Raw genomic sequence first — 20,201 nt, 5'->3', positions numbered from 1 at the left:
TGACAGAATTTTTAGAATTATACAATTCCCTCAGCATGACAGTTTTTCCTTCCATAGAGATGTAAAATGATTCAAATTGCATAGAATGAAGTTATTGATTGGAAAAAGATGGGTATATATCACTAAAGAGGTCAACCAATTGAAGAAGCTTTAAAAAATATATAAATGGTATGGAAGAGGAAAGGGGTTGAGTGGCTTCATCAATTCTTCGTTTGATCTCATCTGCATCTTCGAGTTCAGGAGTTTTAGATGTATCAAGCCCAAAACGACATGTTGATCTTTAATAAATCGCAATGATGTAAACTTCTACCGTTTACTCGGGGAACAAGATAGGGAACCTTTTGATACTGAAAAACTATTATATTTATTTAATGAGGCAAAACCGCAATTCCTTTTAGATTATCAAAAAGAATTAATGAAAAAAATTTATATCTTTCTATTTCTAAGATCGATCTCCTAAATAACTTGGTATTTATCTCCTATATCCCTGTCGGAGACTCAGTATGTGGTGCGGTATGCTCCAATAGTAACGAAAGAGGAAATGGGTCCAATTCTTAAAAGAATGGGCTCTTTTTCGCGTCACGTATAAACAATTAACAAAACCGAGCGATTTTCTGGTCGTGGAAGGCATCAAATCTAATCGGAAATAAAATATCTCAAATTCAAGATTCTTTAATTGACAATATTTTAAGATAGGATTATCATGAAGTTGTTCACAAAAAGTTCACAAATCTTTTAGAACATTGGGGGAATTAACATGACAAATTTACAAGATAAAGTAGCAATTGTAACAGGTGGCGCTTCGGGAATTGGACTTGCTACCGTGAAGGCATTTTTAGAAAAAGGCGCAAAAGTTGTGATTGCTGATTACAACGAGCAAACAGGATTATCGGTAGAAAAAGAATTGAAAGAAACCTATGACAATGTATTATTTGTGAAGGTAAATGTCGCAAATGAAGAAGAAGTTGAAAATCTAGTTTCTAAAACGGTTAATCGTTTCGGTAAATTAGATATCATCTATAACAATGCCGGTATTGGAATACAAAAGGCTACTCATGAAATGACTGCCGAAGAATATAAAAGAGTTATTGCGATAAACCAAGACGGAGTCTTTTATGGCTCAAAATATGCGATTCGCGAAATGTTAAAAACCGGAGGCGGTTCGATTATTAATACATCATCAATATTAGGAACTGTAGGTGAACCAACAGCGATTCCATACGCTGCAAGTAAAGGTGCTGTTAACCTTATGACTAAATCACTAGCGTTAGAATATGCAGATCGAAACATTCGTGTAAATGCAGTTGCACCTGGGTTTATTGAATCTGGTTTAGTTAACAAAGAGGCATTGGGAGATTTTTATGATGGTTTAGTCGCTAAGCACCCAATTGGCCGATTAGGAAATCCGGAAGAAATTGCACATGCAGTTGTTTTCTTAGCTGAGAATGACTTTGTTACAGGCACAACGATTCATGTTGATGGTGGATATACCGCTAAATAACTTGGTAATTCATGCTATTTGGTAAGTATAAAGGGAATCTCTTGGAAAAATAATAGTCGTGATGGCTATAAGTGTGTGAATACTCACCTTAGAGTTATTAATATAATCTTTTCTATAGAATCGGAGGAATTGAGTCATGGGTAAACTAGACGGTAAAGTAGCAATCATTACTGGGGCAGCACAAGGTATGGGTGCTATGCATGCCCGTAAATTCGTGGAAGAAGGAGCAAAAGTAGCGATTACTGACCTTAACCTCGAGGGTGCACAAAAACTAGCTGGTGAATTAGGAGAAAACGCAATCGCTCTTAAATTAGATGTTTCAAATGAAGAAAACTGGTTAGAAGTTGTAGCAAAAACAGAAGAAACATTTGGCCCAATCAACGTGTTAGTAAACAACGCAGGGATTGGTATCTTCAAACCATTAGAAGAACTAACTGTAAAAGACTTCGAATTAACATTTAAAGTTGACGAGCTTGGCGTGTTTTTAGGAATGCAAAAAGTATTGCCTTCTATGAAAAAAGCTGGTGTAGGTTCCATTGTTAATATTTCATCAGTAGATGGTTTGGTAAGTGCGCCAACGGCTATTGCTTATAGTGCTTCTAAACATGCTGTAACTGGAATGACAAAAGGTGCTGCTGCTGAACTTGGACAATTTAACATCCGTGTAAATTCTGTACATCCAGGAATTATTAAAACTCCTATGGCTGACCAACCAGATGTTGAAGAATATCTTAAGCAACTTGAACAAGATATTCCACTAAGAAGAAGAGCTGAAGTAAAAGAAGTCTCTAATTTAGTTATATATTTAGCTTCTGATGATTCAAGCTATTCAACTGGTGCTCAATTCGTGGTAGATGGTGGAATGATTTCTGACCTATAATAGATATAAAAAGGCTTATGGTTAAACTGGAAATGATTTAATTAAAACAAGTGCCTGTCACTTCCCTTGACAATATTCGGGTGGTGTCAGGCACTCTTTTAATTGTTCGTTTGCCCCAAACATTAATAACGAAGTTAGATAAAGAGGTTATTCCAATGAGTGTTTTTTGAATATTTATTTCTTCATTTTACTTCCTACAACTGCTGCCAATGCAATACTAAGAGCTGTTGCACCTACTTTGAAAACTTTATTATTTTGAATATTATATAAAGTATCCTTTATAAGCATAGTCCTTCTTATATCCTTAATTTCACTCATCACCCAAGCCTTATCACTATCTGACAAATCTTCTTTTTGTAACATCGAATAAAGATTCTTTTTTTCCTCTATTAGATCATTCATTAATTTATTATATGAATGATTTAAATTATCGAGATACATTTTAGATAGATCCGTAAAGTTTGGAATTTTACTAACCAAACTTTCTAAAGCTTCAGCAGGTAGCTTAGATAAATTCTGTATTAATCCTTCAAACTTTTCTATATCAATTATTTCTTTAGCATCTTCTACACCAAGTTTATCAAAGACCTTTTTAATCTTTTTTAAATTTTTTTCATTATCATTTGCCAATTAGATTTCTCCCCCTTATTAAATATTCCAATTAGAATATTCTCCTTGGAGTGACAACATCCCTGCTCTTGACAAAATTTGGGCGGTGCCAGGCACTCTTTTTTATTTTCCTTGCAACGCTTTCCATTCTTTGTATTTTTCGCGCATACATGTTCCGCAAGGGCGAAATCCGGCTGCAATTGCCGTTTCTTCATCTGCAAAGAAGACCCGACTTTCCACATACCCACCTTTGCCTATCGCTCTTAATGCAGCCGGGCAATCCAGCCGCCCATAGATTTTGCCTTTTCCGTTCCCTCCCAGCTTTCCTGGCGTTGCACTCTGGTATGGCTTGCGGTTCGCATCAAGCAAGGTATACATTTTTTCACTCATTTTATTCACCCCATGATCTCATTTTTTTACAGTAAATGACAGAATAGGCCTGTCCCAAGCAGCATGGGCAGGCCTTCCTATTACTTAAACGTGACATTTACCGTATAATCAATATTCTTAAAAAATTCCTTTAACACTTTTTCTGCATTTTTCTCTGCAGTATCTAGTAAACCACTAGAGATGGCTCCTTGACGAATTTTTTCTTGTGCCTCAGCGGCCAGGTCAAAGCCCTCTTTCATTTTAATATCAGCACGGAAAAGACCATTTTTGTCTAAGGCTTGTATTTTATCCATCTGTACTGATGGGTCCTGGATGAGCTCTGCATGAGGAAGGGTAATATCTATTTCTTTTGTTTCTTCATTAATATCCATGTCCTTAGAAGTAATCCCTTTCAAATCAACACCAGCAATAACCGTCGCAGGTACAATTAATAGAACTTCTCGCTTTGTTCCTGGTAGATTAATATTCAAGAATTTCTTATATTCCTCTTCGTAGAGAACCTCTTTCATATGAGCTTCAGCTGTTGCCAATGTGGATAGCTCTTGAACACGTTCAACAAACGTGACAGACTCTTGTTTGGAGTTGCTGCCAGCAAATAGCCAAATTCCTACTGCGATGGCTAAAACAAGGATGGGCAAAATAATCTTCCAGCCACCAGCTTTTAAGAAAAACTTAAATTTTCCTTTCGGTGGAGAAAAGGTCCTTGAGTTATAATCTACCGCAATAGCTGCCGCACTTTGCTGTTTTGCTTCCCTTAATTCTATTAATTGTCTCTCTAGCTGAGCAATTTTATCATCTTTTTCTTCTAAAATTTCTCTATTCGTATTCATTCTTTTCACCTCTCATTATTACCATTACAATGCTTATCCTTTTAATCTAAATAAAGATGTAAAAAATTAGAAATATCATATTATATTCTACTAGAATATAAAAAGAATTCAATGCATTTTGTATCGAAATAAGGGAAATAATGTGGAAATTTGACTATAAAGTAATAAAAAGTCAGTACCGGCATTATGAAATACACCAGTTACATCTTTTTTTATTACATTTAGGGTGCCTGTTAGGAAGGTATTAACAATTTACTGTCGAAAATTTTATTAATTAGGTGGATTCACACCCGAAATAATATAGCTTTAGTAGTTTATTACAGACAAAATCGTAATAAAAGGAGACCATTATTTTGACTAACCAGCAAGAAAAGTTAAGAAAAGAGATAAATAAACTAAGTCAACAGAATCGCCCTGCCTATAATACAACCTAGTGCATGTATACTAATATATCAATTTGGAGTGACTTTATTGGAAAAGGAAAAGACAGTTACAAACATCAAAGAAATAACAGCTAACCCTGCTCCACTTGGTTTAATGGGATTTGGTATGACAACAATCTTGCTGAACATTCATAATGCAGGTTTCTTTGAATTGAATGCCATGATTTTAGGAATGGGCATATTTTATGGAGGATTAGCACAAGTTATTGCGGGCATCATGGAATTCAAGAAAAATAATACATTTGGAACAACAGCCTTTACGTCTTATGGCTTTTTCTGGTTATCATTGGTTGCATTAAACGTGATTCCATTAATGGGCTATGGTGAAGTAGCTAATTCTTTATCAATGGCCGCTTATTTATTTATGTGGGGACTTTTTACGTTATTCATGTTTATCGGAACTTTGCGTATAAATACGGCCCTGCAAGTTGTTTTTGGGACACTTACGATTCTATTTTTCTTATTGGCCATTGCAAATTTCACAGGCTCTAGCTTGACTTTAACAATAGCTGGATATGAAGGGATTCTTTGCGGTTTTACAGCCATCTATGCGGCTATGGCACAAGTGCTAAATGAATTATATGGCAAAACCCTTTTACCAATTGGTGAAAGAAAAGTACAAGATCGTTTACTGAACCTCTCAGCTTAAAAAAGCTGAGGTTCTTAAACAACTAATTTTGCTAGTTTCGTGCGGAGCTTTCTCCTACGACTAGCCACTCCTTAGCTGTGTCAGAACATTTACGAAGAATCATCCTTCACTAAGGATGTTTGCACAACGTGCCTTCGCTGTTTTTCTATACTACTTTAATACACCTATATTTTATCCTCTTTCCACCAGCTATTATTTGTTCAATAAACTCATCATGTTTTACTTTAAAAGCTCCGAATTCAAAACTACACAATGCGAAATCAGGCTGGCTCCAAGTGAGATTACTACATTTTAATAAAAAGCAGCTATACAAATCTCTTTAAACCTTTGTTCCGTCTGAGAGGATATGCCAACGCTGAGAGAGTTGCTTTTTGACTGTTTTTTCTGCGAGAGCTCTGCATGCCGCTATATTCCATAGCTTTCCAAGAAAGATGCAGACCTCAACTCGTACGTCCACCGGTGGGCGCTTTTGTGTAAAATGGTGAGCTTGGTTTCTAAATACCCCTATTCTTAAAAGGAAAACTCGTTCATAAAATGATAATAAAAAGATAAGGAGGTGCCCACAATGGCAAACTATATTGCCTAGGGCTTGCCTTGCAAAGTAATCCAATGAATTGAATTTGGGAGGGGAACATTTGGCACAGATTGCATTTTTTGTCGCTGGAGCAGCACCTGGTGTTGGTGGATTAGGTTTACTTCTTGCCTGGGATCGGTTCAATAAAGGACCTTCTGCTGCAGATAGTCTGAATACGGATGGTTGTGGCTTATATACTTGGACAGGGTTAACAACGGGAGCATTATTGGTCAAAGCACTCACAAAAGAACCAATTCAAATACCTGATGAAAACTTGCCCACTTACCCTGACGGTTTTCCGAGTGGCGACTTTTTCAATCGCATTGTCATCAAACCTGGAGGATCTGGACTTGGCTTAATCCACGATATTTCATTCGAAATATTCGATGGATCAAAAAAAATATATGGAGCCGATTTAAAGTTCGAGATTGCTAAAAATAGCATTCTTCCAATGGAGGTTTCGATTCAAGACAAACTAACCATGCAACCTTTTCTAGATCCGTTAGAAGGATTTGCTGAAAAAACGTTTTTCAATTTTTCAACTCCATGTAACGAGTTATGGAGAAGTCTGATGACTCCCAATAAGCCATTGGACTGGTGGGGAAGATTTTAAAGTCGAGTAGTGCCAGCCCGCTGCTCAAAATAAATTTGTAGAATTAAAGGAGGAGATTCGATGCCGCCTGTGAAACAGATTCGAAATCTGGTGTTTAACAAAGAAGAGATTGGTATGGGATTTAATAGCGAGACAGGGCTTGCTGTTGGTACGGCACTTGAGGGTTTTACCATTCCCGAACCAGTCTTTAACGGACAACAGGTCTTTTCATCCATTTCAATCATTAACTCACATGAAGAACTGATGGAAAGTCTCGGAATGTCCTTCGAAGCTTCAGGAAGATATGGGCTGGCCTCAGGTTCATTAAAGTCCAAATTTTCCGAATCGTCCAATTACAATTCAACATCAACATTTCTTGTAGCCCGTGTTACCGTCCAAAACCCAATTTCCCGTGGGAAAAATTTTAAAGTATCGGACGCAGCACAAGCACTTTTAAATGCAAACCGATTTGATGAATTTAAGAGGGCTTTTGGAGACAGTTTTGTAAGGGGGCTTCAAACCGGTGGAGAATTTTATGCTGTCATCCGAATCACTTCAGTCGATTCAAGCGTACAGAGCAATTTATCATTTGGATTAGAGGCAGAATTTAATGGTTTAGCTGTAGCAGGAAGTTTTAAGTCGAGCTTTGAAAATGCAAACAGTAAAAACGAATCGAAATCGGAGTATCACGCAACGATGTATCAATGTGCAGGGAGCGGACCTGAAATCTCTCCCACCGTTGAAATAAGTGAAGTTCTCGCTCGATTTAAGGCATTTCCTACAATCGCAAAAGCAAGCGCTTTTCCATACGAGACGGAAGTTGCAACTTATGATACGTTGCCGCTACCTACGCCTCCCCTGGAAGAACAAGAAAATTTCCTATTTGCCATTCGTGACGCGCGAAATCAGAAGATGCATTTTATCCAGGCGAGAAATGATCTTCAATTTGCGGTCCGAAATCCAGAATTTTTCGAGAATCTGCCTGCAAAAGAGGATATTAATAAAGCAATTCAAGATTACACCAAACTTATCAATGCAGTGATGGATCATGCCAGTGCACTTTCAGCGGGGCAAATCAAACCGCCAAAGATCTTTGATCCCGACGGATATAATCCGCCACTTCATGAACCCGATGGGATAACACTGCAAAGAAAAGTTGGTGCTCCCCCTCCGCCACCTCCGCCAACAGGGAAACAATTTGATCCAAAAGATTTTATCATTAAAGATATAAAATTTAAGCCAATATTAATCGAAAAACTGGTACGTAAAAAGGGTCAGTAAAACGGGTCTTACCTTAATCGGTTAGCGGAATCCACAAAAGCCCCAAGTGACAGGACGTCTCTAACCCGTTCCCTGCGAATTCAGCGCCGATTGAATGTTTTTAATCAATTGTCGTACGGTGGATAATGTTATTGTATTTATTGTTAAATTGAATTATAAGATTGGATTCGTATGAAAATATAGGGAGGTAAAATTTCCTGACCAATCTCAATTATGTCTATATTTGTCGCGGGGAAAATATTTGCATACAGTTAGTCATGGTCTGTAACTCTTAATAGGTGATATTTTGTTCTCAAAAGTGAACAGGGGGGTGTTTGGATGAAAAAACTTGTGGCTGGTTTTATGCTGTCTGCGTTGATGATGGCGTTTGGAGGTTCTGCATTTGCTGCTGACAGTCCTGGTTGTAAGGGTTTTGGTCAAGGAACTGCTCTCTTAGCACAATCCGCAAAAGAAAATGGTGGGAATTTCGGACGAAATATTTCTTCTTTTACACCTGGTACTATTGATGATGGAGTTCATTTTTTCCATTCCTTTCAATGTGAGCGTAAAAGTCCTTAATAGTCACAGCAAGCATTTAGAGTTGAGAGTACCGATAGCGGAATATAAATAATTGACCCTTATATAAAGTAGTATTTAAAAAAATGGCTCAGTATGGTTGAACTGCACCCTGTCAAGTAGACAGTAGAAATAATAAAAAGAATTTAAGCGGCTTTAGCCCTATATTCCCTAGGACTGAGGCCGTTTAATCGTTTTTGGTACCAGTTATGCTTATAAAAGCGTATGTACTCAGCTATTGCCGTAAATCGTTCTTCAAATTTCTCGTATTTCTCCAGGTAATACTTTTCATATTTGAGTCTAATAGAAGTTATTGTCTGTTCCATGTACAAATCATTCTTTCTCATCGGTTTTAACTGAAAATAGTAGTCCCCATATCTAACCTTGCAATAAGGTCATTATCGGTTCATCGAATATTACACAAAGTGCATAAAAAATTAATATTGAATGGAATGTCGAGATCTTTATGAAAGAAAGCAGTCGGTTTATTCGAGATGTCTTGAAGGAATATGATTATCTATGAAATATGAGTGAGGATGCGGATCCCAAAAAGCGTAGTCTTCTCCTATCAAGAAGACTATTTTTCATGGATTAATTGTTCAACCGCTGGAATATCAGCCGGAGCCCATTTTAACGATTCAAGATTTTCTCTTTTTAGCCAGATCAACTTGGAATGCTCACTCGGTGTCGGTGTACCTTCCACCACTCTACACTTAATAGAAATTAAATGAATGAAGATGGTTTCGTATTCGTGAGTGTTATCATTAAATACCTCTTTAAATGTCTCAATTTTACAGTCTAACTCTTCCCTTATCTCTCTCTCAAGGGCTGAGTAGATGTCCTCATTAGCTTCCACTTTCCCACCTGGAAACTCCCATCTGTTTGGAAGAGACATTTCCGGCGATCGTAATGCACATAGGATCTCTTGTTGTTCGTTTTCAATAATCGCTGCGACTACTTTAATCTGCTTTTTCATTGAATCCTCCTGCAAATTAATGATTCTAGATCATCATATCATTTTTTATTAGATGAATTTCATGCTAGGTTGATTCATTAAACTTTCTTAGTTTTTAAATGAAAGGTCTTTGCTATAATTTAAATAGGATATGGAAAATTGTACTAAAAGGAGTGAGGAAATGGAAGCAAAAGCATTATGGAGCGAACTGGTAAAACAAGCACAAGAAGCAGAATTTGAAATACATACAGTACCTAAAAATCAAAGTATACCTTTGTGGTTCCAGGTGGGAGTTCAAGGGAATTATTTAATCATTCGTAAAGCAAAAACGAATAGCCCAAGTGTCAGGATCTCTAAAGAAAGAAAAATTAGCTACAAGGATTTTGAGTTTGTGTTCGGTTACTATGATCGATGGTTAAAAGGTGAGGCGGGAGTCCGGCAAGAGGCAATACAAAAATCACAGAATACAGCTTACATCTTTGCTCTAATTTCTGCTGCAGCTAAACAGATAAGAATATAATTTCAGTCACAGAAACGTTGATAGAACGGAGTATTCTTAGGTTTGGAAACAGCTGCTACCGTTAACTAAAGATAAAAGCTAAGTTTTGATAGAAAAATGGGGGTGTTTTTTTGGACAAATTGTCCTTTAAAACAAAGTTTATAGAATTGATTAAAGCAAACGTGGATGGACTCTCACAAGAAAGCAAAATAAAGTATATGAAAAAGTGGCTACGAGAAAATGAGCAAAAGCAACAAAGTCCCACAGGGGTTATAGATAAACATGCGGGTTTAAAAGTGGGGATATTGGTAAATACCACCTTCAAAAATTTAGTAGCCTCTCAAGCGCTTTCTGATGAAATGGTAACAAAGCTGCAGGATGAAAGGTACAGCAAATATACGTTTGATATTAATTATCCTTTTTTAAAAAAGATTGACTGGAGAACATCATTATCTGAACAAAGAAAAGTAAATGGCTATAACCGGTATTGGAAAGATGACATCATAATCAATGGCGAAAGATATTTTGTATGTAGTGAATGGTATGAAAGAAATAAGCCGAAGTATATAAAATGGCTTAATAATTTTGGTGATTAATCTAAGAGAAGAGAGTGGCATAGCAAGGACTGGAGTTGAGAATCAGTGTTTGTTAAAGTTTATCAATATCACATTCTGAAGAATAAAGTAGAAGAGTTCATGCATCTTCAAGAGAAGGCAGCGGAGGTATATAACAAATTTTTGGACTTCCATACGATGTATTTAAATAGTAAAGAAGACGAAACAAAATGGTTCGAGATTACAAGATACAAAGGCGAAGCGGAATACAAAAGAAGCTTGGCTATTATAAATGAACAGGCTGAGATTCAAGAGCTTCTCACGGCATTCGACTCCCTATTAGTCTCTGAAAAAAGAGAGATAAGCGAAGAGGATTTTATCGTAGGAAAAGAAATTAGAACTTCCGGCTTTTCAGATACTAAACAGCCCATTCCGGAGGAACTCCTCGAAAGAATTACTGAGAAACTGGGAATTCCTCTTCCATACCATTGCCGTGGAATTAGGATTACCGATAAGTTGATCAAGGTAGCGGTAGAGTCTTTGAATGATGCTCCAGCGAAATGGCTGTCACAGAATTGCCGGAATGATGTAAGAAGCAGGACACCAGAGGGATTGGATTTAGAAATAAAAAAGAGAATGGAATTTGATCTTAGAACCGCCAATATCATTTCCGATGTTTTGGCCGAGGCTGGGATCGTGAGGATTTCCGATACGGTTAATCCCCAAACAGGGCGAAAGGTAAAAGCAACACAATTATTGGCGGAATGGACATGGTAAGAAGACGAACAACAATAGAAGGGGACGTGTTAATATGAACCACTATCAAGCTATTATTTTAGCATTGGAGGCTTTAGGCGGGGAAGGCACCATTGGGGATGTGAATGATTGGATTCAAGCCGAGTATCCGAATACATGGAAGGACCCAGGGACAGCTATGGCCGATATGGTTCCTGAATCGTTAGGTGGGAATCGTTCATCAAATGTGAGTGAGGAATACCGGGTTTTGGAGAGGGTGTCATCGGGGCGGTATCGGTTATTTGCGTCTCCCATTGCTTGTAAGGTGAACAACGTTTTTATTCATGTGAATGATCTCAAAAAGTCAGTAAAATGGTATTGCGACTTACTTGGATTACCTTTTGACGAGGTTCAGGTTAAATCTCCTGTTCATAACATCCCTGTCACCTCTGAAACCGGACTGACTCTGGATGATCACACTTTTGACCCGGGTTTTACATTAAAACCCTCGGAGCATGTTTTATTCAACTTCTATGTCCAAGATATCGATGAAGCGCATCGATTTGTAAAAAATAAGGGAATTACCATTGTCAAAGAAATAGAGCGTATTGGTGATTTTGCCTATTTTAACTTTAAAGATTTGGATGGGAACGTGTTAATGATCTGTAATAACTAATAATGCTTTATGGGGACTTGGAAGTTGTAGATTCTTAAGATAAAAGTGAATTTTAAATTGGAGGAGCATTTTTATGGCTTCTCTTATTTTTATTAGGCTAGCCTGCAACATTAGCTTAATTACTTCAACAAAAATACGATAATCCTTTCTGGATTATCGCTCCTGTTTTAGCTATAGAGGAAATTTTTTTCTTTTATGGTTAATCCTTTTTGGGATTTATTAGTTGCAGGAACTATATCCTTTTTAAACGAAGACTAATTGCCGGGCAGTCGGATGCCGCGCCAGCCGCTTACATCGCATTGGCCATATTCATTATCACCCACAGCAACCACGGTGCCGTCCGATTTAATGCCGAGGGTATGAGCGCAACCCGCAGCAACCGCCACGATATCTCGCCAATCACTTACATTACATTGGCCATATTTATTCCAACCTACAGCCGCCACGGTTCCGTCCGATCTAAGGCCGATGGTATGATTACTACCCGCCGCAATCGCTGCGATATCCTGCCAGCCGTTTACATCGCATTGGCCATGTTTATTTAAACCCACAGCCGCCACGGTTCCGTCCGATTTAAGCCCGATGGTATGAAGATAACCCGCCGCAACCGCCACCATATCGCACCAGCCGCTTACATTGCATTGGCGATACCGATTATTACCCACTGCCGTCACCGTGCCGTCCAATTTAAGCCCGACGGTATGCCAGTCACCCGCCGCGACCGCCACGATATCTCGCCAGTCACCTACATTGCATTGGCCTTCATTATTTCGGCCTACATCTACCACCGTGCCATCCGATTTAAGCCCAATGGTAAAACGCCAACCCGCCGCAATCGCCACGATATCTCGCCAATCACTTACATCGCATTGACCATACTGATTCCAACCCGTAGCCGCCACCGTACTGTCAGATTTAAGACCAATTGTATGGGCATTACCCGTGTTCGTCGCCATATGAACATTACCAGCTGCGACAGCGATCATATCTCGCCAGCCGCTTACATCACATTGGCGATATTTATTATCTCCGACAGTCATCACCGTACCGTCCGATTTAAGCCCAACGGTATGACGACGACCCGCCGCTATGGTATCTTTCGGCCATCGTTTCATCTTTAACACCGCTCCTTTTGGTGAAATGTAATCCATTTAATCCGCTACCAAAAATACCATTTAAAGAATCTTCTGCTGTTTCTTTTTTCTTCACGTTTTCAATCATGAGTATTTATTGGGTGTTATTGAATAATGATAGATCTCTTTATCATTCTCTATAAAGCCTCTTCTTTGGGCTGCTTTTAGCGTCTGAAACATATTTTTTCTTCCTACAACATTATCTGTATGAAGGTAGATTTTATCAGCACGTAACCCCTTTTCACAGATGTACTTCACCAAATCATATCCTATTGGAAGTAATTTCGATTCATATCTTCACCTAAATCGTGGTCTAACGAGAGTATATGAACCTTAAAGTATTCCAATGTAATGTATTGCTTCTTTCATGTATTATAGTGCAAATTATGGAAAATTAATAAATCAGATACATAAGGTCCCTCAAAAAAATGAGGTGCCATCCTTTAATAAGAAGGCACCTTTTCATCGGTAGTGGTGGTAGAGCAGAATTCCCATAGAGTTACGCAGTTAACTTCCTACAAGCATCCGCACATTTTAAACAAGCCTCTGCACACTTTTGACAATGTTCATGCTGATGTTTTTTACACTCGCTTCCACAAGCTTCGCAAATAGTGGCACATACTTGTGTTAATTCAGAAATAAATGGCGTTCCTCTGCTAATCGCCTGTTCTAAATAAGCACAAATTTCCGCACATTCTCTATCTAAGCGAATACATTCCGCCATCATATTTATATTTTCTTCCTTTAAGCAGGCGTCGTAACAGTGATTACACGCAACCATACATTCATGCAGTGCTTCCAAAACGGATTGATATTGTTCGTGAGACATTAAAAATAACCTCCTCAAAATTTTAGTTACAATACGTTTAATAACCTAACCTATTTGAGGTTAAACATGTCTTTCCTTATTCAACTAATCTCCAATAAGAGTCCTGTTTATTTTGTTAATTATTGTGGGTTCAATTTATATGACCTACTAAGTTTGTAATATAGGAGCCTCGATTCACCTAGAATAGGCTATTACAAGCTTACTGAGTTAGGAAGCGTGACCACCACGCTTCTTTTTTATCTTTCATTGGCATTTTTGGGTCAACCGGTAATGTGTATTCATCCTTTTTTAGCTGTTTTACATATCATTACTAAATGCTGCTAGTGAATTTTTCAAGCAGCGGCAGAAGCTTTTGTAGATTATTTTTTTAAATAAATCTTCCGAAAATATTAAATATACTGAATGTTGACTGTTGACAGTTAACCAGAATTATCTTAATATTAAAAAAGTGTTAAGAGAACGGTCGCGAGGCGGTTCGGAAAGGTGGCGCTTTCATTGTCAACAATTGTTAGAGATAACCTAAATACCCAAATCTATCAAATATTAAAAAAGCGTTTATTGGAAGGTGATTACACTCCAGGTGAAAGATTGGTAGAAACAAAACTGGCGGAAGAATTCGGCACCAGCCGTGGACCGGTGCGTGAGGCTTTAAAAATCCTTATTCAAGATGAGTTGCTTGTGCAGCAAGGGAACGCCATCCATGTGTTCAGCCCATCAACATCCGATATGATTGATATTTATCAAGTGCGGCAGCAAATGGAATCGCTTGCAGCAAAATTAGCTGCTCAAAAAATTGATTCTTCCGAATTAGACATGCTGGAAACGATTGTGGAAGAAACGAAAACAGCCTGGTTAAAACAGGATAAAAATAGAGTAGTGGAATTGAGTATTAAATTTCACGAGATTATCTTGAATTCATCCGGTAACCGCCAACTGATTTCATTAACGAATATGATTCGCGATAAAGTGACCTACCTAAGGAACAGTGTGGTGAAAGAAGCCATGCATGATGAGAGCCCGATCGAAGAACATTCACGCATCCTTTCAGCCCTTAAAGAAAGGGATGGGGATAAAGCAGCAAAGGTAATGCTTGAACACATTGAGCATGATTTAAAGGCACTTATATCACTTTATAACTAGAAATCTTCTTTCATTTTAAACAGATTGAGACTATGGGGGGATGAAGACATATGGGGAAAAAAGCGTTGGAAGGTTTAAAAGTGCTGGAAATGGGACAGCTCATTGCCGGTCCATTTGCCTCCCGGCTATTAGCTGAATTTGGCGCTGAGGTGATAAAAGTTGAACCTCCCGCTAAGGGTGATCCCATCCGAACATGGCGGGTGATGGAAAACGGGACAAGTCTATGGTGGTATGTTCAATCCAGGAACAAAAAGTCGATTACCATTGACCTGAAGCACCATGAAGGACAAGAGCTGATCCGCGGGCTGGTGAAAGAAATTGATATTTTAATAGAGAACTTTCGCCCCGGGACATTGGAAAAGTGGGGTCTCGGATACGAAGAATTAAAGAAAATTAACCCAGGTCTGGTGATGATTCGGGTGTCCGGATATGGTCAGGATGGTCCTTACAAAGATAGACCGGGTTTTGGCTCGATTGGGGAAGCGATGGGAGGTCTTCGCTATATCACGGGCTATCCAGATCGTCCGCCGGTACGAGTAGGTGTAAGTCTTGGAGATTCCTTGTCATCGCTTTATGCGGTGATCGGTGCCTTAATGGCTGTTTACCATCGTGATGTGAATGGCACAGGTGAGGGACAGGTCATTGACGTTGCTCTATATGAATCGGTGTTTAGTTTAATGGAAAGCGTTCTTCCCGAATATGACCGTGCAGGATTGATTCGGGAAAGATCGGGAAGTATGCTGCCGGGAATTACACCATCGAATACATATGTTTGTTCAGATGGCACCTATATCGTAATTGGTGCGAATGGGGATGCCATTTTTAAAAGGCTGATGCATGCAATGGGCCGAGAGGACATTGCCGAGGATCCGCGCTTTGAAAACAATGCCAAACGGTCTGAACATGCTGCATTCTTAGACGGTCTGATCGAAGAATGGGCGAAAAGTTTGCCATTTGAGGCAGTTAAGGAATCCTTAGATAAAGCGGGGGTCCCGGCTGGTTCCATTTATTCTGTAGAGGATATCGTCAATGACCCGCATTACCAAGCCAGGAAAATGATTCAGGAAGTAGCCGTTGATGGCCTTGGTATGTTGAAGATGCCGGGAGTTGTCCCAAAAATGAGTGAAACCCCTGGGGAAATCGAGTGGGCAGGACCAGAATTGGGGCAGCACACCAGTGACATTCTTGGCGATAAGCTTGGCCTGACGGAAGAGCAAATGAATGATCTAAAAGCAAAAGGGGTTATTTAGATTCCATTCCATTTATAAAACAGGGAATTTCTCACAATAAAAAAGGGGATGTCTTATGAACCTTCCGGATAAGGTAGAAATCATCGAAGTCGGGCCCAGGGATGGAATTCAGAATGAAGCCAATTTTATCTCGACCGAAAAGAAAATAGAGTTGATCAATGCACTTAGCAAAACAGGAATTAAACGGATGGAAGCCGTTTCTTTCGTTCATCCGGCATATGTGCCGCAAATGAAGGACGCAAAGGAAGTTCTAAATGGCATAGAAAAAAAACCTTCCGTTCAATATATGGCGCTAATTCCAAATGAGAAGGGGTATGACCGGGCGATCGAAAGCGGTGTTGATTCCCTATCACTGGTAGTAGGTGCAAGTGACAGCTTTAATTTAAAAAATGTAAAAATGAGCCGGGAGCAATCGATGACGAACCTTGCCTCGGTAATCGAAAAAGCAAAAGCACATGATATGTTTATCCGCTATAGTATTGCCACGGCTTTTTGGTGCCCGTTTGAGGGAAAAGTAGATGCGGACTTGGTTCTCAAAATGGTCGAGGAAGCAGAAAGGCTCGGTGCAGATGAAATAGTTCTTGCCGATACCATCGGCAGAGCGAATCCAAAGCAGGTTTTCGAGTTATTTCAGGCTGTCATTTCATTAAAAACAAAGTCACATATTTCTGCTCATTTTCACGATACGTATGGCTTGGCACTGGGAAATGTCATGGCTGCGTTAGAAGCGGGGGTCACTCGGTTTGATGCTTCGATCGGCGGTCTTGGCGGGTGCCCATTTGCCCCTGGTGCAGCTGGCAATGCGGCAACAGAGGATCTTGTTTTCATGATGCATGAAATGGGCATTGATACGGGAATTGACTTCGGTCAGCTTCTAGCTTGCGTCGAATTATTGAAACCATTTACAAATCGGGAATTGACGGGTCATGTTCATAAAGTAAAAGGGTGCTAATACTAAACAAAAAAATAGTTGAGGGGAAAGGGATATAAAATGAAGAAGGTAATCTCAAGTTTTCTAGCCTTAGTTTTATTAATGGGAATTTTGACAGCATGTGGGGGAAAGGCAACAAATCAAGCAGCTCCTGCTAAAGGAGACAAAGCTGAAGAGAGCGGCGGTGGAGACGGGTACGAAGAAGCTACCATTCGTTTAGCGTACAATCTTCCACAAGACCATCACGTCTCTGTTGGTATTGAACAATTTGCAAAAAACGTTACGGAAAAATCCGGCGGTAAGGTAAAAGTGCAAGTATATCCAGCTGGACAGTTATTAAGTGATAAGGAAATGAACCAGTCGATCCTGACAGGCGGGGTAGAGATGGGATTAAACTCGGCAACACTGTGGGCTTCAACCGTTCCTTCCATGGGTATCTTTGACGTCCCTTATGTTTTCCATGATTATGACGCTGCTGGTAAGGCGCTTTCAGGTGAAATGGGTGAGAAACTAAGGTCTGCTATGGAAGAAAAAGGCGCAAAGGTATTAATATTTGCTGACTATGGTTTCGCTCAATTTGCTAATAATGTTAGACCGCTTAAATCTCCTGGAGATTTTAAAGGCTTAAAGATCAGAAGTATAGGTGACATTCCATCAGAACTCATTAAAGCATATGGAGCTTCTCCAGTATTTATGGGCGCCGGGGAAGTTTATATGGCCTTGCAGCGTAAAACCGTTGATGGTGCAACATCTGGAACAACTGCGATGCTGCAAAGAAAATATGATGAAGTGGTTAAATATTTAACCATTAACAATTATGCCTATTTAGAGTTTATTTTAGCCGTAAATAAAGGGTATTGGGATAAGCTTCCTGCCAAAACACAAAAGTTAATTGAGGAAACGGCTGCTGAAACAGAAAAATGGATTCGTGAACAAACAAAGGCGGAAGATACGAGAACGGCTAAGGAACTTGAAAACAAGGGTGTGGAAGTGTACGTCGTTCCTAAAGAAGATCTAAAAGTTTGGAAGGACGAAGCTAAACCAGTCTATGATATTTTCGAAAAACAAGCGGGAGAGCTTGGTAAGGAACTTCTAGACCTTGCCGAAAGTCAAAACTAAAAATAGTAGAATGATAGAATCACCTGGGAGGATCTTCTCCCGGGTGAATTTTCAATAATGTTGTTGCTGACATAGTTTGGAGGGGAAAATGAGTTCGTTTAAGACGCTTTATAAATTCATCGATAGGATCATTCAGCTTGGGGGAATGATTTCAGGCTTATTCGTAGTGCTTATGACGGGAATGATCTTTTATGAGATCGTGTCTCGTGCTATTTTCAATTCACCAACGATATTTGCGACGGAATTATCGATTTATTCGTTGATTGGAAGCTGTTTTATCGGAAGCGGATACGCACTAAGAACCTTTTCGCATATTACAGTGGATCTTGTAACCAATGCGGTACCGCTTAAAGTGAAAAATATTTTGGAGGTGATCTCCAATCTGCTAGGGCTCCTTTTTAGTGTCATTTTCACCTATTACTCGATTCTGCATGTCCAAGGGACTTATGCAATTGGAACAACCTCTTCATCACTATTAAGGGTGCCGATGTATATACCGGAAATGATGCTTCCGATCGGCGGGGTATTGCTTTGCCTGGCATTTATCTTACAAATCATTGATTGTTTACGCGGGAAAGGAGAGACTCACGCATGAATATATTTTTCCTTGGAGGAATGGGGACTCTCCTATTAATTGGTCTGCCCGTTGCCTTTACATTAGGGTTGCTTACGATAGGCGGAATGTATTTCTTTAATGGCGGAACACTAGCTTTCAATCAAATACCGATTATTTCTTATAAGGCATTAGATTCATTTGAGCTAACGGCTCTTCCATTATATGTATTAATGAGCCAGATCCTATTAGTTTGTGGTGTAGGCAAAGATTTATATGAAATGGCAAGCAAATGGTTCCGGCATTTACCTGGCGGGCTCGCGATTGGAACGATTTTCTGCTGTGCCATTTTTGCTGCTATTTCAGGTTCAAGTGTGGCAACGGCTATAACCGTTGGTTCAGTGGCAATTCCAGAAATGGTTAAACGGGGTTATACGAAAAAATATGTATTAGGTTTAGTAGCCGCAGGCGGTACATTAGGAATTTTGATCCCGCCTAGCGTTCCAATGATTCTTTATGGAAATATCACTGGAGAATCGGTAGGCAAACTTTTCATTGCAGGTATTGTTCCAGGATTGCTCCTTACATTACTTTTCACCATTTTTGCCTCTTGGCAGACAAGACATATTAAGGAAGCACCTGCTACATGGGGGGAAAGACTCGAAGCATCCAAAAAGGCTATATGGGGGTTAATCCTGCCAGTTATTATTATCGGCGGAATTTATTCAGGCCTGTTTACACCAACGGAAGCGGCAGCAGTGGGGGTAGTCATTAGCTTATTAGTCGCTGGATTAGCCTATAAAAATTTAACGTTTAAAAATATGAAAGAAATCTTATTTTCAACTGTTCAAACAAATGCCATGATTCTTTTCATTATTGTTGGTGCCATGCTGCTTGGCTTTATTTTAACGGTTCTAAGAATCCCGCAGACTATTACGGAAATGACTACATCATGGGATGTTTCCCCTTGGGTCATCTTTATATTAATCAATATCGTATTGCTGATTCTTGGGTGTTTCTTAGAGACCGTTTCCATTATCGTGATTACGGTGCCAATTTTATATCCAATTATTACATCTTTAGGTTTTGATCCAATCTGGTTCGCTATTATTTTAGTTGTTAATATGGAATTAGCATTAATTACACCACCTGTCGGATTAAATTTATTCGTATTAAAGGGAGTAGACAAATCTGCCACCATGTCAGAAATTGTTAAAGGTGTTTTTCCATATGCGATTATCATGATCTTATTCATCGGACTGCTTGCGATATTCCCAGAAATCGTCACATTTCTTACGAATACGGGGAATATTAAATAGAGAACAGCACTTAACCGGCATCTTTAGGGTGCCGGTTTTTGTGTGTCAGGCAGTTTAATTGATTTAATAAAACTTCCTATTAGTGGATGAAAGCAGTCGCTTTTCTTGTTCCACAAACGTGGTTAGTACACTAATTGATCTCATATAAAACAAGGACATACGTTGAATAATGTAACATTAAAAAAATTTCTACAAGGGGTTGCA

Annotated in this window: 25 protein-coding genes; 17 read left to right on the top strand and 8 right to left on the bottom strand. The window is 39.1% G+C overall.

Features of this window, described 5'->3' with window-relative positions; genetic code table 11:
- Positions 1–757 precede the first annotated feature (757 nt).
- The gene (locus AR334_RS07150; RefSeq protein ID WP_066307352.1) at positions 758–1,501 is read left to right on the top strand and encodes an SDR family NAD(P)-dependent oxidoreductase; all 744 of its coding nucleotides are present in this window, start codon (positions 758–760) and stop codon (positions 1,499–1,501) included.
- 136 nt (positions 1,502–1,637) lie between these two features.
- A complete protein-coding gene (locus AR334_RS07145; RefSeq protein WP_066307349.1) occupies positions 1,638–2,381 on the top strand; it encodes an SDR family NAD(P)-dependent oxidoreductase in 744 nt (247 codons plus the stop codon).
- A 174-nt stretch (positions 2,382–2,555) separates the two neighbouring features.
- Here AR334_RS07145 and AR334_RS07140 read toward each other — a convergent pair whose 3' ends face one another.
- From AR334_RS07140 to AR334_RS07130, 3 genes are all read right to left on the bottom strand, one after another.
- Positions 2,556–3,011 (bottom strand): hypothetical protein, encoded by a 456-nt coding sequence (locus AR334_RS07140; protein WP_066307345.1) that lies wholly within the window; start codon positions 3,009–3,011, stop codon positions 2,556–2,558.
- Positions 3,012–3,113: 102 nt separating this feature from the next.
- The gene (locus AR334_RS07135) at positions 3,114–3,380 is read right to left on the bottom strand and encodes an Ada metal-binding domain-containing protein (RefSeq protein WP_066307340.1); all 267 of its coding nucleotides are present in this window, start codon (positions 3,378–3,380) and stop codon (positions 3,114–3,116) included.
- Between the two features lie 80 nt (positions 3,381–3,460).
- Positions 3,461–4,210, bottom strand: coding sequence for a DUF4230 domain-containing protein (locus AR334_RS07130; protein WP_066307338.1), 750 nt, complete (start codon positions 4,208–4,210; stop codon positions 3,461–3,463).
- Positions 4,211–4,681: 471 nt separating this feature from the next.
- Here AR334_RS07130 and AR334_RS07125 point away from each other — a divergent pair, with 471 nt between their 5' ends.
- The 4 genes from AR334_RS07125 (at position 4,682) to AR334_RS07110 (ending at position 8,307) form a co-directional block, all read left to right on the top strand.
- Positions 4,682–5,302: a GPR1/FUN34/YaaH family transporter gene (locus AR334_RS07125; RefSeq protein WP_082692819.1), complete on the top strand. Its 621-nt coding sequence runs from the start codon at positions 4,682–4,684 to the stop codon at positions 5,300–5,302.
- A 635-nt stretch (positions 5,303–5,937) separates the two neighbouring features.
- On the top strand, positions 5,938–6,489 hold the full coding sequence (locus tag AR334_RS07120) for a hypothetical protein (RefSeq protein WP_066307336.1): 552 nt from the start codon (positions 5,938–5,940) through the stop codon (positions 6,487–6,489).
- 60 nt (positions 6,490–6,549) lie between these two features.
- The gene (locus AR334_RS07115; protein WP_066307334.1) at positions 6,550–7,749 is read left to right on the top strand and encodes a hypothetical protein; all 1,200 of its coding nucleotides are present in this window, start codon (positions 6,550–6,552) and stop codon (positions 7,747–7,749) included.
- 318 nt (positions 7,750–8,067) lie between these two features.
- Positions 8,068–8,307: a hypothetical protein gene (locus AR334_RS07110; protein WP_066307330.1), complete on the top strand. Its 240-nt coding sequence runs from the start codon at positions 8,068–8,070 to the stop codon at positions 8,305–8,307.
- A 143-nt stretch (positions 8,308–8,450) separates the two neighbouring features.
- On the opposite strand, the gene AR334_RS30740 is transcribed toward AR334_RS07110, so the two are convergent.
- Positions 8,451–8,630 (bottom strand): IS3 family transposase, encoded by a 180-nt coding sequence (locus tag AR334_RS30740; RefSeq protein ID WP_172799170.1) that lies wholly within the window; start codon positions 8,628–8,630, stop codon positions 8,451–8,453.
- A 251-nt stretch (positions 8,631–8,881) separates the two neighbouring features.
- A complete protein-coding gene (locus tag AR334_RS07100) occupies positions 8,882–9,280 on the bottom strand; it encodes a (deoxy)nucleoside triphosphate pyrophosphohydrolase (RefSeq protein WP_066307325.1) in 399 nt (132 codons plus the stop codon).
- 160 nt (positions 9,281–9,440) lie between these two features.
- Here AR334_RS07100 and AR334_RS07095 point away from each other — a divergent pair, with 160 nt between their 5' ends.
- From AR334_RS07095 to AR334_RS07080, 4 genes are all read left to right on the top strand, one after another.
- Positions 9,441–9,779, top strand: coding sequence for a hypothetical protein (locus tag AR334_RS07095; protein ID WP_066307324.1), 339 nt, complete (start codon positions 9,441–9,443; stop codon positions 9,777–9,779).
- Positions 9,780–9,889: 110 nt separating this feature from the next.
- Positions 9,890–10,354, top strand: coding sequence for a hypothetical protein (locus tag AR334_RS07090; RefSeq protein ID WP_066307322.1), 465 nt, complete (start codon positions 9,890–9,892; stop codon positions 10,352–10,354).
- A 45-nt stretch (positions 10,355–10,399) separates the two neighbouring features.
- Entirely contained in the window at positions 10,400–11,089 is a 690-nt protein-coding gene (locus AR334_RS30120; protein WP_216638009.1) for a hypothetical protein, read from the top strand.
- 34 nt (positions 11,090–11,123) lie between these two features.
- Positions 11,124–11,723, top strand: a complete 600-nt coding sequence (locus AR334_RS07080; protein WP_253701199.1) for a VOC family protein — start codon at positions 11,124–11,126, stop codon at positions 11,721–11,723.
- A gap of 254 nt (positions 11,724–11,977) precedes the next feature.
- Here the strand turns inward: AR334_RS07080 and AR334_RS07075 are convergent, their stop codons facing one another.
- The 3 genes from AR334_RS07075 to AR334_RS07065 all read right to left on the bottom strand — a co-directional run bounded on the left by AR334_RS07075 (position 11,978) and on the right by AR334_RS07065 (position 13,685).
- Positions 11,978–12,874, bottom strand: a complete 897-nt coding sequence (locus AR334_RS07075) for an RCC1 repeat protein (RefSeq protein WP_066307317.1) — start codon at positions 12,872–12,874, stop codon at positions 11,978–11,980.
- Between the two features lie 66 nt (positions 12,875–12,940).
- Positions 12,941–13,114, bottom strand: a complete 174-nt coding sequence (locus AR334_RS30270; RefSeq protein WP_367576353.1) for a hypothetical protein — start codon at positions 13,112–13,114, stop codon at positions 12,941–12,943.
- A 241-nt stretch (positions 13,115–13,355) separates the two neighbouring features.
- Entirely contained in the window at positions 13,356–13,685 is a 330-nt protein-coding gene (locus AR334_RS07065) for a four-helix bundle copper-binding protein (protein ID WP_066307315.1), read from the bottom strand.
- A gap of 94 nt (positions 13,686–13,779) precedes the next feature.
- Here AR334_RS07065 and AR334_RS30735 point away from each other — a divergent pair, with 94 nt between their 5' ends.
- The 7 genes from AR334_RS30735 (at position 13,780) to AR334_RS07035 (ending at position 19,997) form a co-directional block, all read left to right on the top strand.
- Complete coding sequence (locus AR334_RS30735; protein WP_082692838.1) at positions 13,780–13,836, top strand: YjcZ family sporulation protein; 57 nt, start codon at positions 13,780–13,782, stop codon at positions 13,834–13,836.
- A gap of 344 nt (positions 13,837–14,180) precedes the next feature.
- Entirely contained in the window at positions 14,181–14,825 is a 645-nt protein-coding gene (locus AR334_RS07060; protein WP_066307313.1) for a GntR family transcriptional regulator, read from the top strand.
- A 50-nt stretch (positions 14,826–14,875) separates the two neighbouring features.
- Positions 14,876–16,075: a CaiB/BaiF CoA-transferase family protein gene (locus tag AR334_RS07055; RefSeq protein ID WP_066307309.1), complete on the top strand. Its 1,200-nt coding sequence runs from the start codon at positions 14,876–14,878 to the stop codon at positions 16,073–16,075.
- A gap of 55 nt (positions 16,076–16,130) precedes the next feature.
- On the top strand, positions 16,131–17,027 hold the full coding sequence (locus tag AR334_RS07050; RefSeq protein WP_066307302.1) for a hydroxymethylglutaryl-CoA lyase: 897 nt from the start codon (positions 16,131–16,133) through the stop codon (positions 17,025–17,027).
- Between the two features lie 39 nt (positions 17,028–17,066).
- On the top strand, positions 17,067–18,125 hold the full coding sequence (locus AR334_RS07045; protein WP_066307301.1) for a DctP family TRAP transporter solute-binding subunit: 1,059 nt from the start codon (positions 17,067–17,069) through the stop codon (positions 18,123–18,125).
- 88 nt (positions 18,126–18,213) lie between these two features.
- Positions 18,214–18,720 (top strand): TRAP transporter small permease, encoded by a 507-nt coding sequence (locus AR334_RS07040; protein ID WP_066307299.1) that lies wholly within the window; start codon positions 18,214–18,216, stop codon positions 18,718–18,720.
- Entirely contained in the window at positions 18,717–19,997 is a 1,281-nt protein-coding gene (locus AR334_RS07035; protein ID WP_066307297.1) for a TRAP transporter large permease, read from the top strand. Before AR334_RS07040 ends, AR334_RS07035 begins: the two co-directional genes overlap by 4 nt.
- Positions 19,998–20,201 lie beyond the last annotated feature (204 nt).

Source organism: Bacillus sp. FJAT-29814 (assembly GCF_001510715.1).
Lineage (GTDB): Bacteria > Bacillota > Bacilli > Bacillales > Cytobacillaceae > Neobacillus.
This window is presented reverse-complemented; position numbering and strand designations above follow the sequence as displayed.

What these genes read in the sequence shown, in the direction of transcription:
- AR334_RS07110 (WP_066307330.1), top strand. Translation starts at nt 8,068, where the DNA reads ATGAAAAAACTTGTGGCTGGTTTTATGCTGTCTGCGTTGATGATGGCG.
- AR334_RS07080 (WP_253701199.1), top strand. Translation starts at nt 11,124, where the DNA reads ATGAACCACTATCAAGCTATTATTTTAGCATTGGAGGCTTTAGGCGGG.
- AR334_RS07150 (WP_066307352.1), top strand. Translation starts at nt 758, where the DNA reads ATGACAAATTTACAAGATAAAGTAGCAATTGTAACAGGTGGCGCTTCG.
- AR334_RS07035 (WP_066307297.1), top strand. Translation starts at nt 18,717, where the DNA reads ATGAATATATTTTTCCTTGGAGGAATGGGGACTCTCCTATTAATTGGT.
- AR334_RS07075 (WP_066307317.1), bottom strand. Translation starts at nt 12,874, where the DNA reads ATGGATTACATTTCACCAAAAGGAGCGGTGTTAAAGATGAAACGATGG.
- AR334_RS07135 (WP_066307340.1), bottom strand. Translation starts at nt 3,380, where the DNA reads ATGAGTGAAAAAATGTATACCTTGCTTGATGCGAACCGCAAGCCATAC.
- AR334_RS07065 (WP_066307315.1), bottom strand. Translation starts at nt 13,685, where the DNA reads ATGTCTCACGAACAATATCAATCCGTTTTGGAAGCACTGCATGAATGT.
- AR334_RS07145 (WP_066307349.1), top strand. Translation starts at nt 1,638, where the DNA reads ATGGGTAAACTAGACGGTAAAGTAGCAATCATTACTGGGGCAGCACAA.
- AR334_RS07130 (WP_066307338.1), bottom strand. Translation starts at nt 4,210, where the DNA reads ATGAATACGAATAGAGAAATTTTAGAAGAAAAAGATGATAAAATTGCT.
- AR334_RS07095 (WP_066307324.1), top strand. Translation starts at nt 9,441, where the DNA reads ATGGAAGCAAAAGCATTATGGAGCGAACTGGTAAAACAAGCACAAGAA.
- AR334_RS30740 (WP_172799170.1), bottom strand. Translation starts at nt 8,630, where the DNA reads ATGGAACAGACAATAACTTCTATTAGACTCAAATATGAAAAGTATTAC.
- AR334_RS07055 (WP_066307309.1), top strand. Translation starts at nt 14,876, where the DNA reads ATGGGGAAAAAAGCGTTGGAAGGTTTAAAAGTGCTGGAAATGGGACAG.
- AR334_RS07115 (WP_066307334.1), top strand. Translation starts at nt 6,550, where the DNA reads ATGCCGCCTGTGAAACAGATTCGAAATCTGGTGTTTAACAAAGAAGAG.
- AR334_RS07100 (WP_066307325.1), bottom strand. Translation starts at nt 9,280, where the DNA reads ATGAAAAAGCAGATTAAAGTAGTCGCAGCGATTATTGAAAACGAACAA.
- AR334_RS07050 (WP_066307302.1), top strand. Translation starts at nt 16,131, where the DNA reads ATGAACCTTCCGGATAAGGTAGAAATCATCGAAGTCGGGCCCAGGGAT.
- AR334_RS07040 (WP_066307299.1), top strand. Translation starts at nt 18,214, where the DNA reads ATGAGTTCGTTTAAGACGCTTTATAAATTCATCGATAGGATCATTCAG.
- AR334_RS07045 (WP_066307301.1), top strand. Translation starts at nt 17,067, where the DNA reads ATGAAGAAGGTAATCTCAAGTTTTCTAGCCTTAGTTTTATTAATGGGA.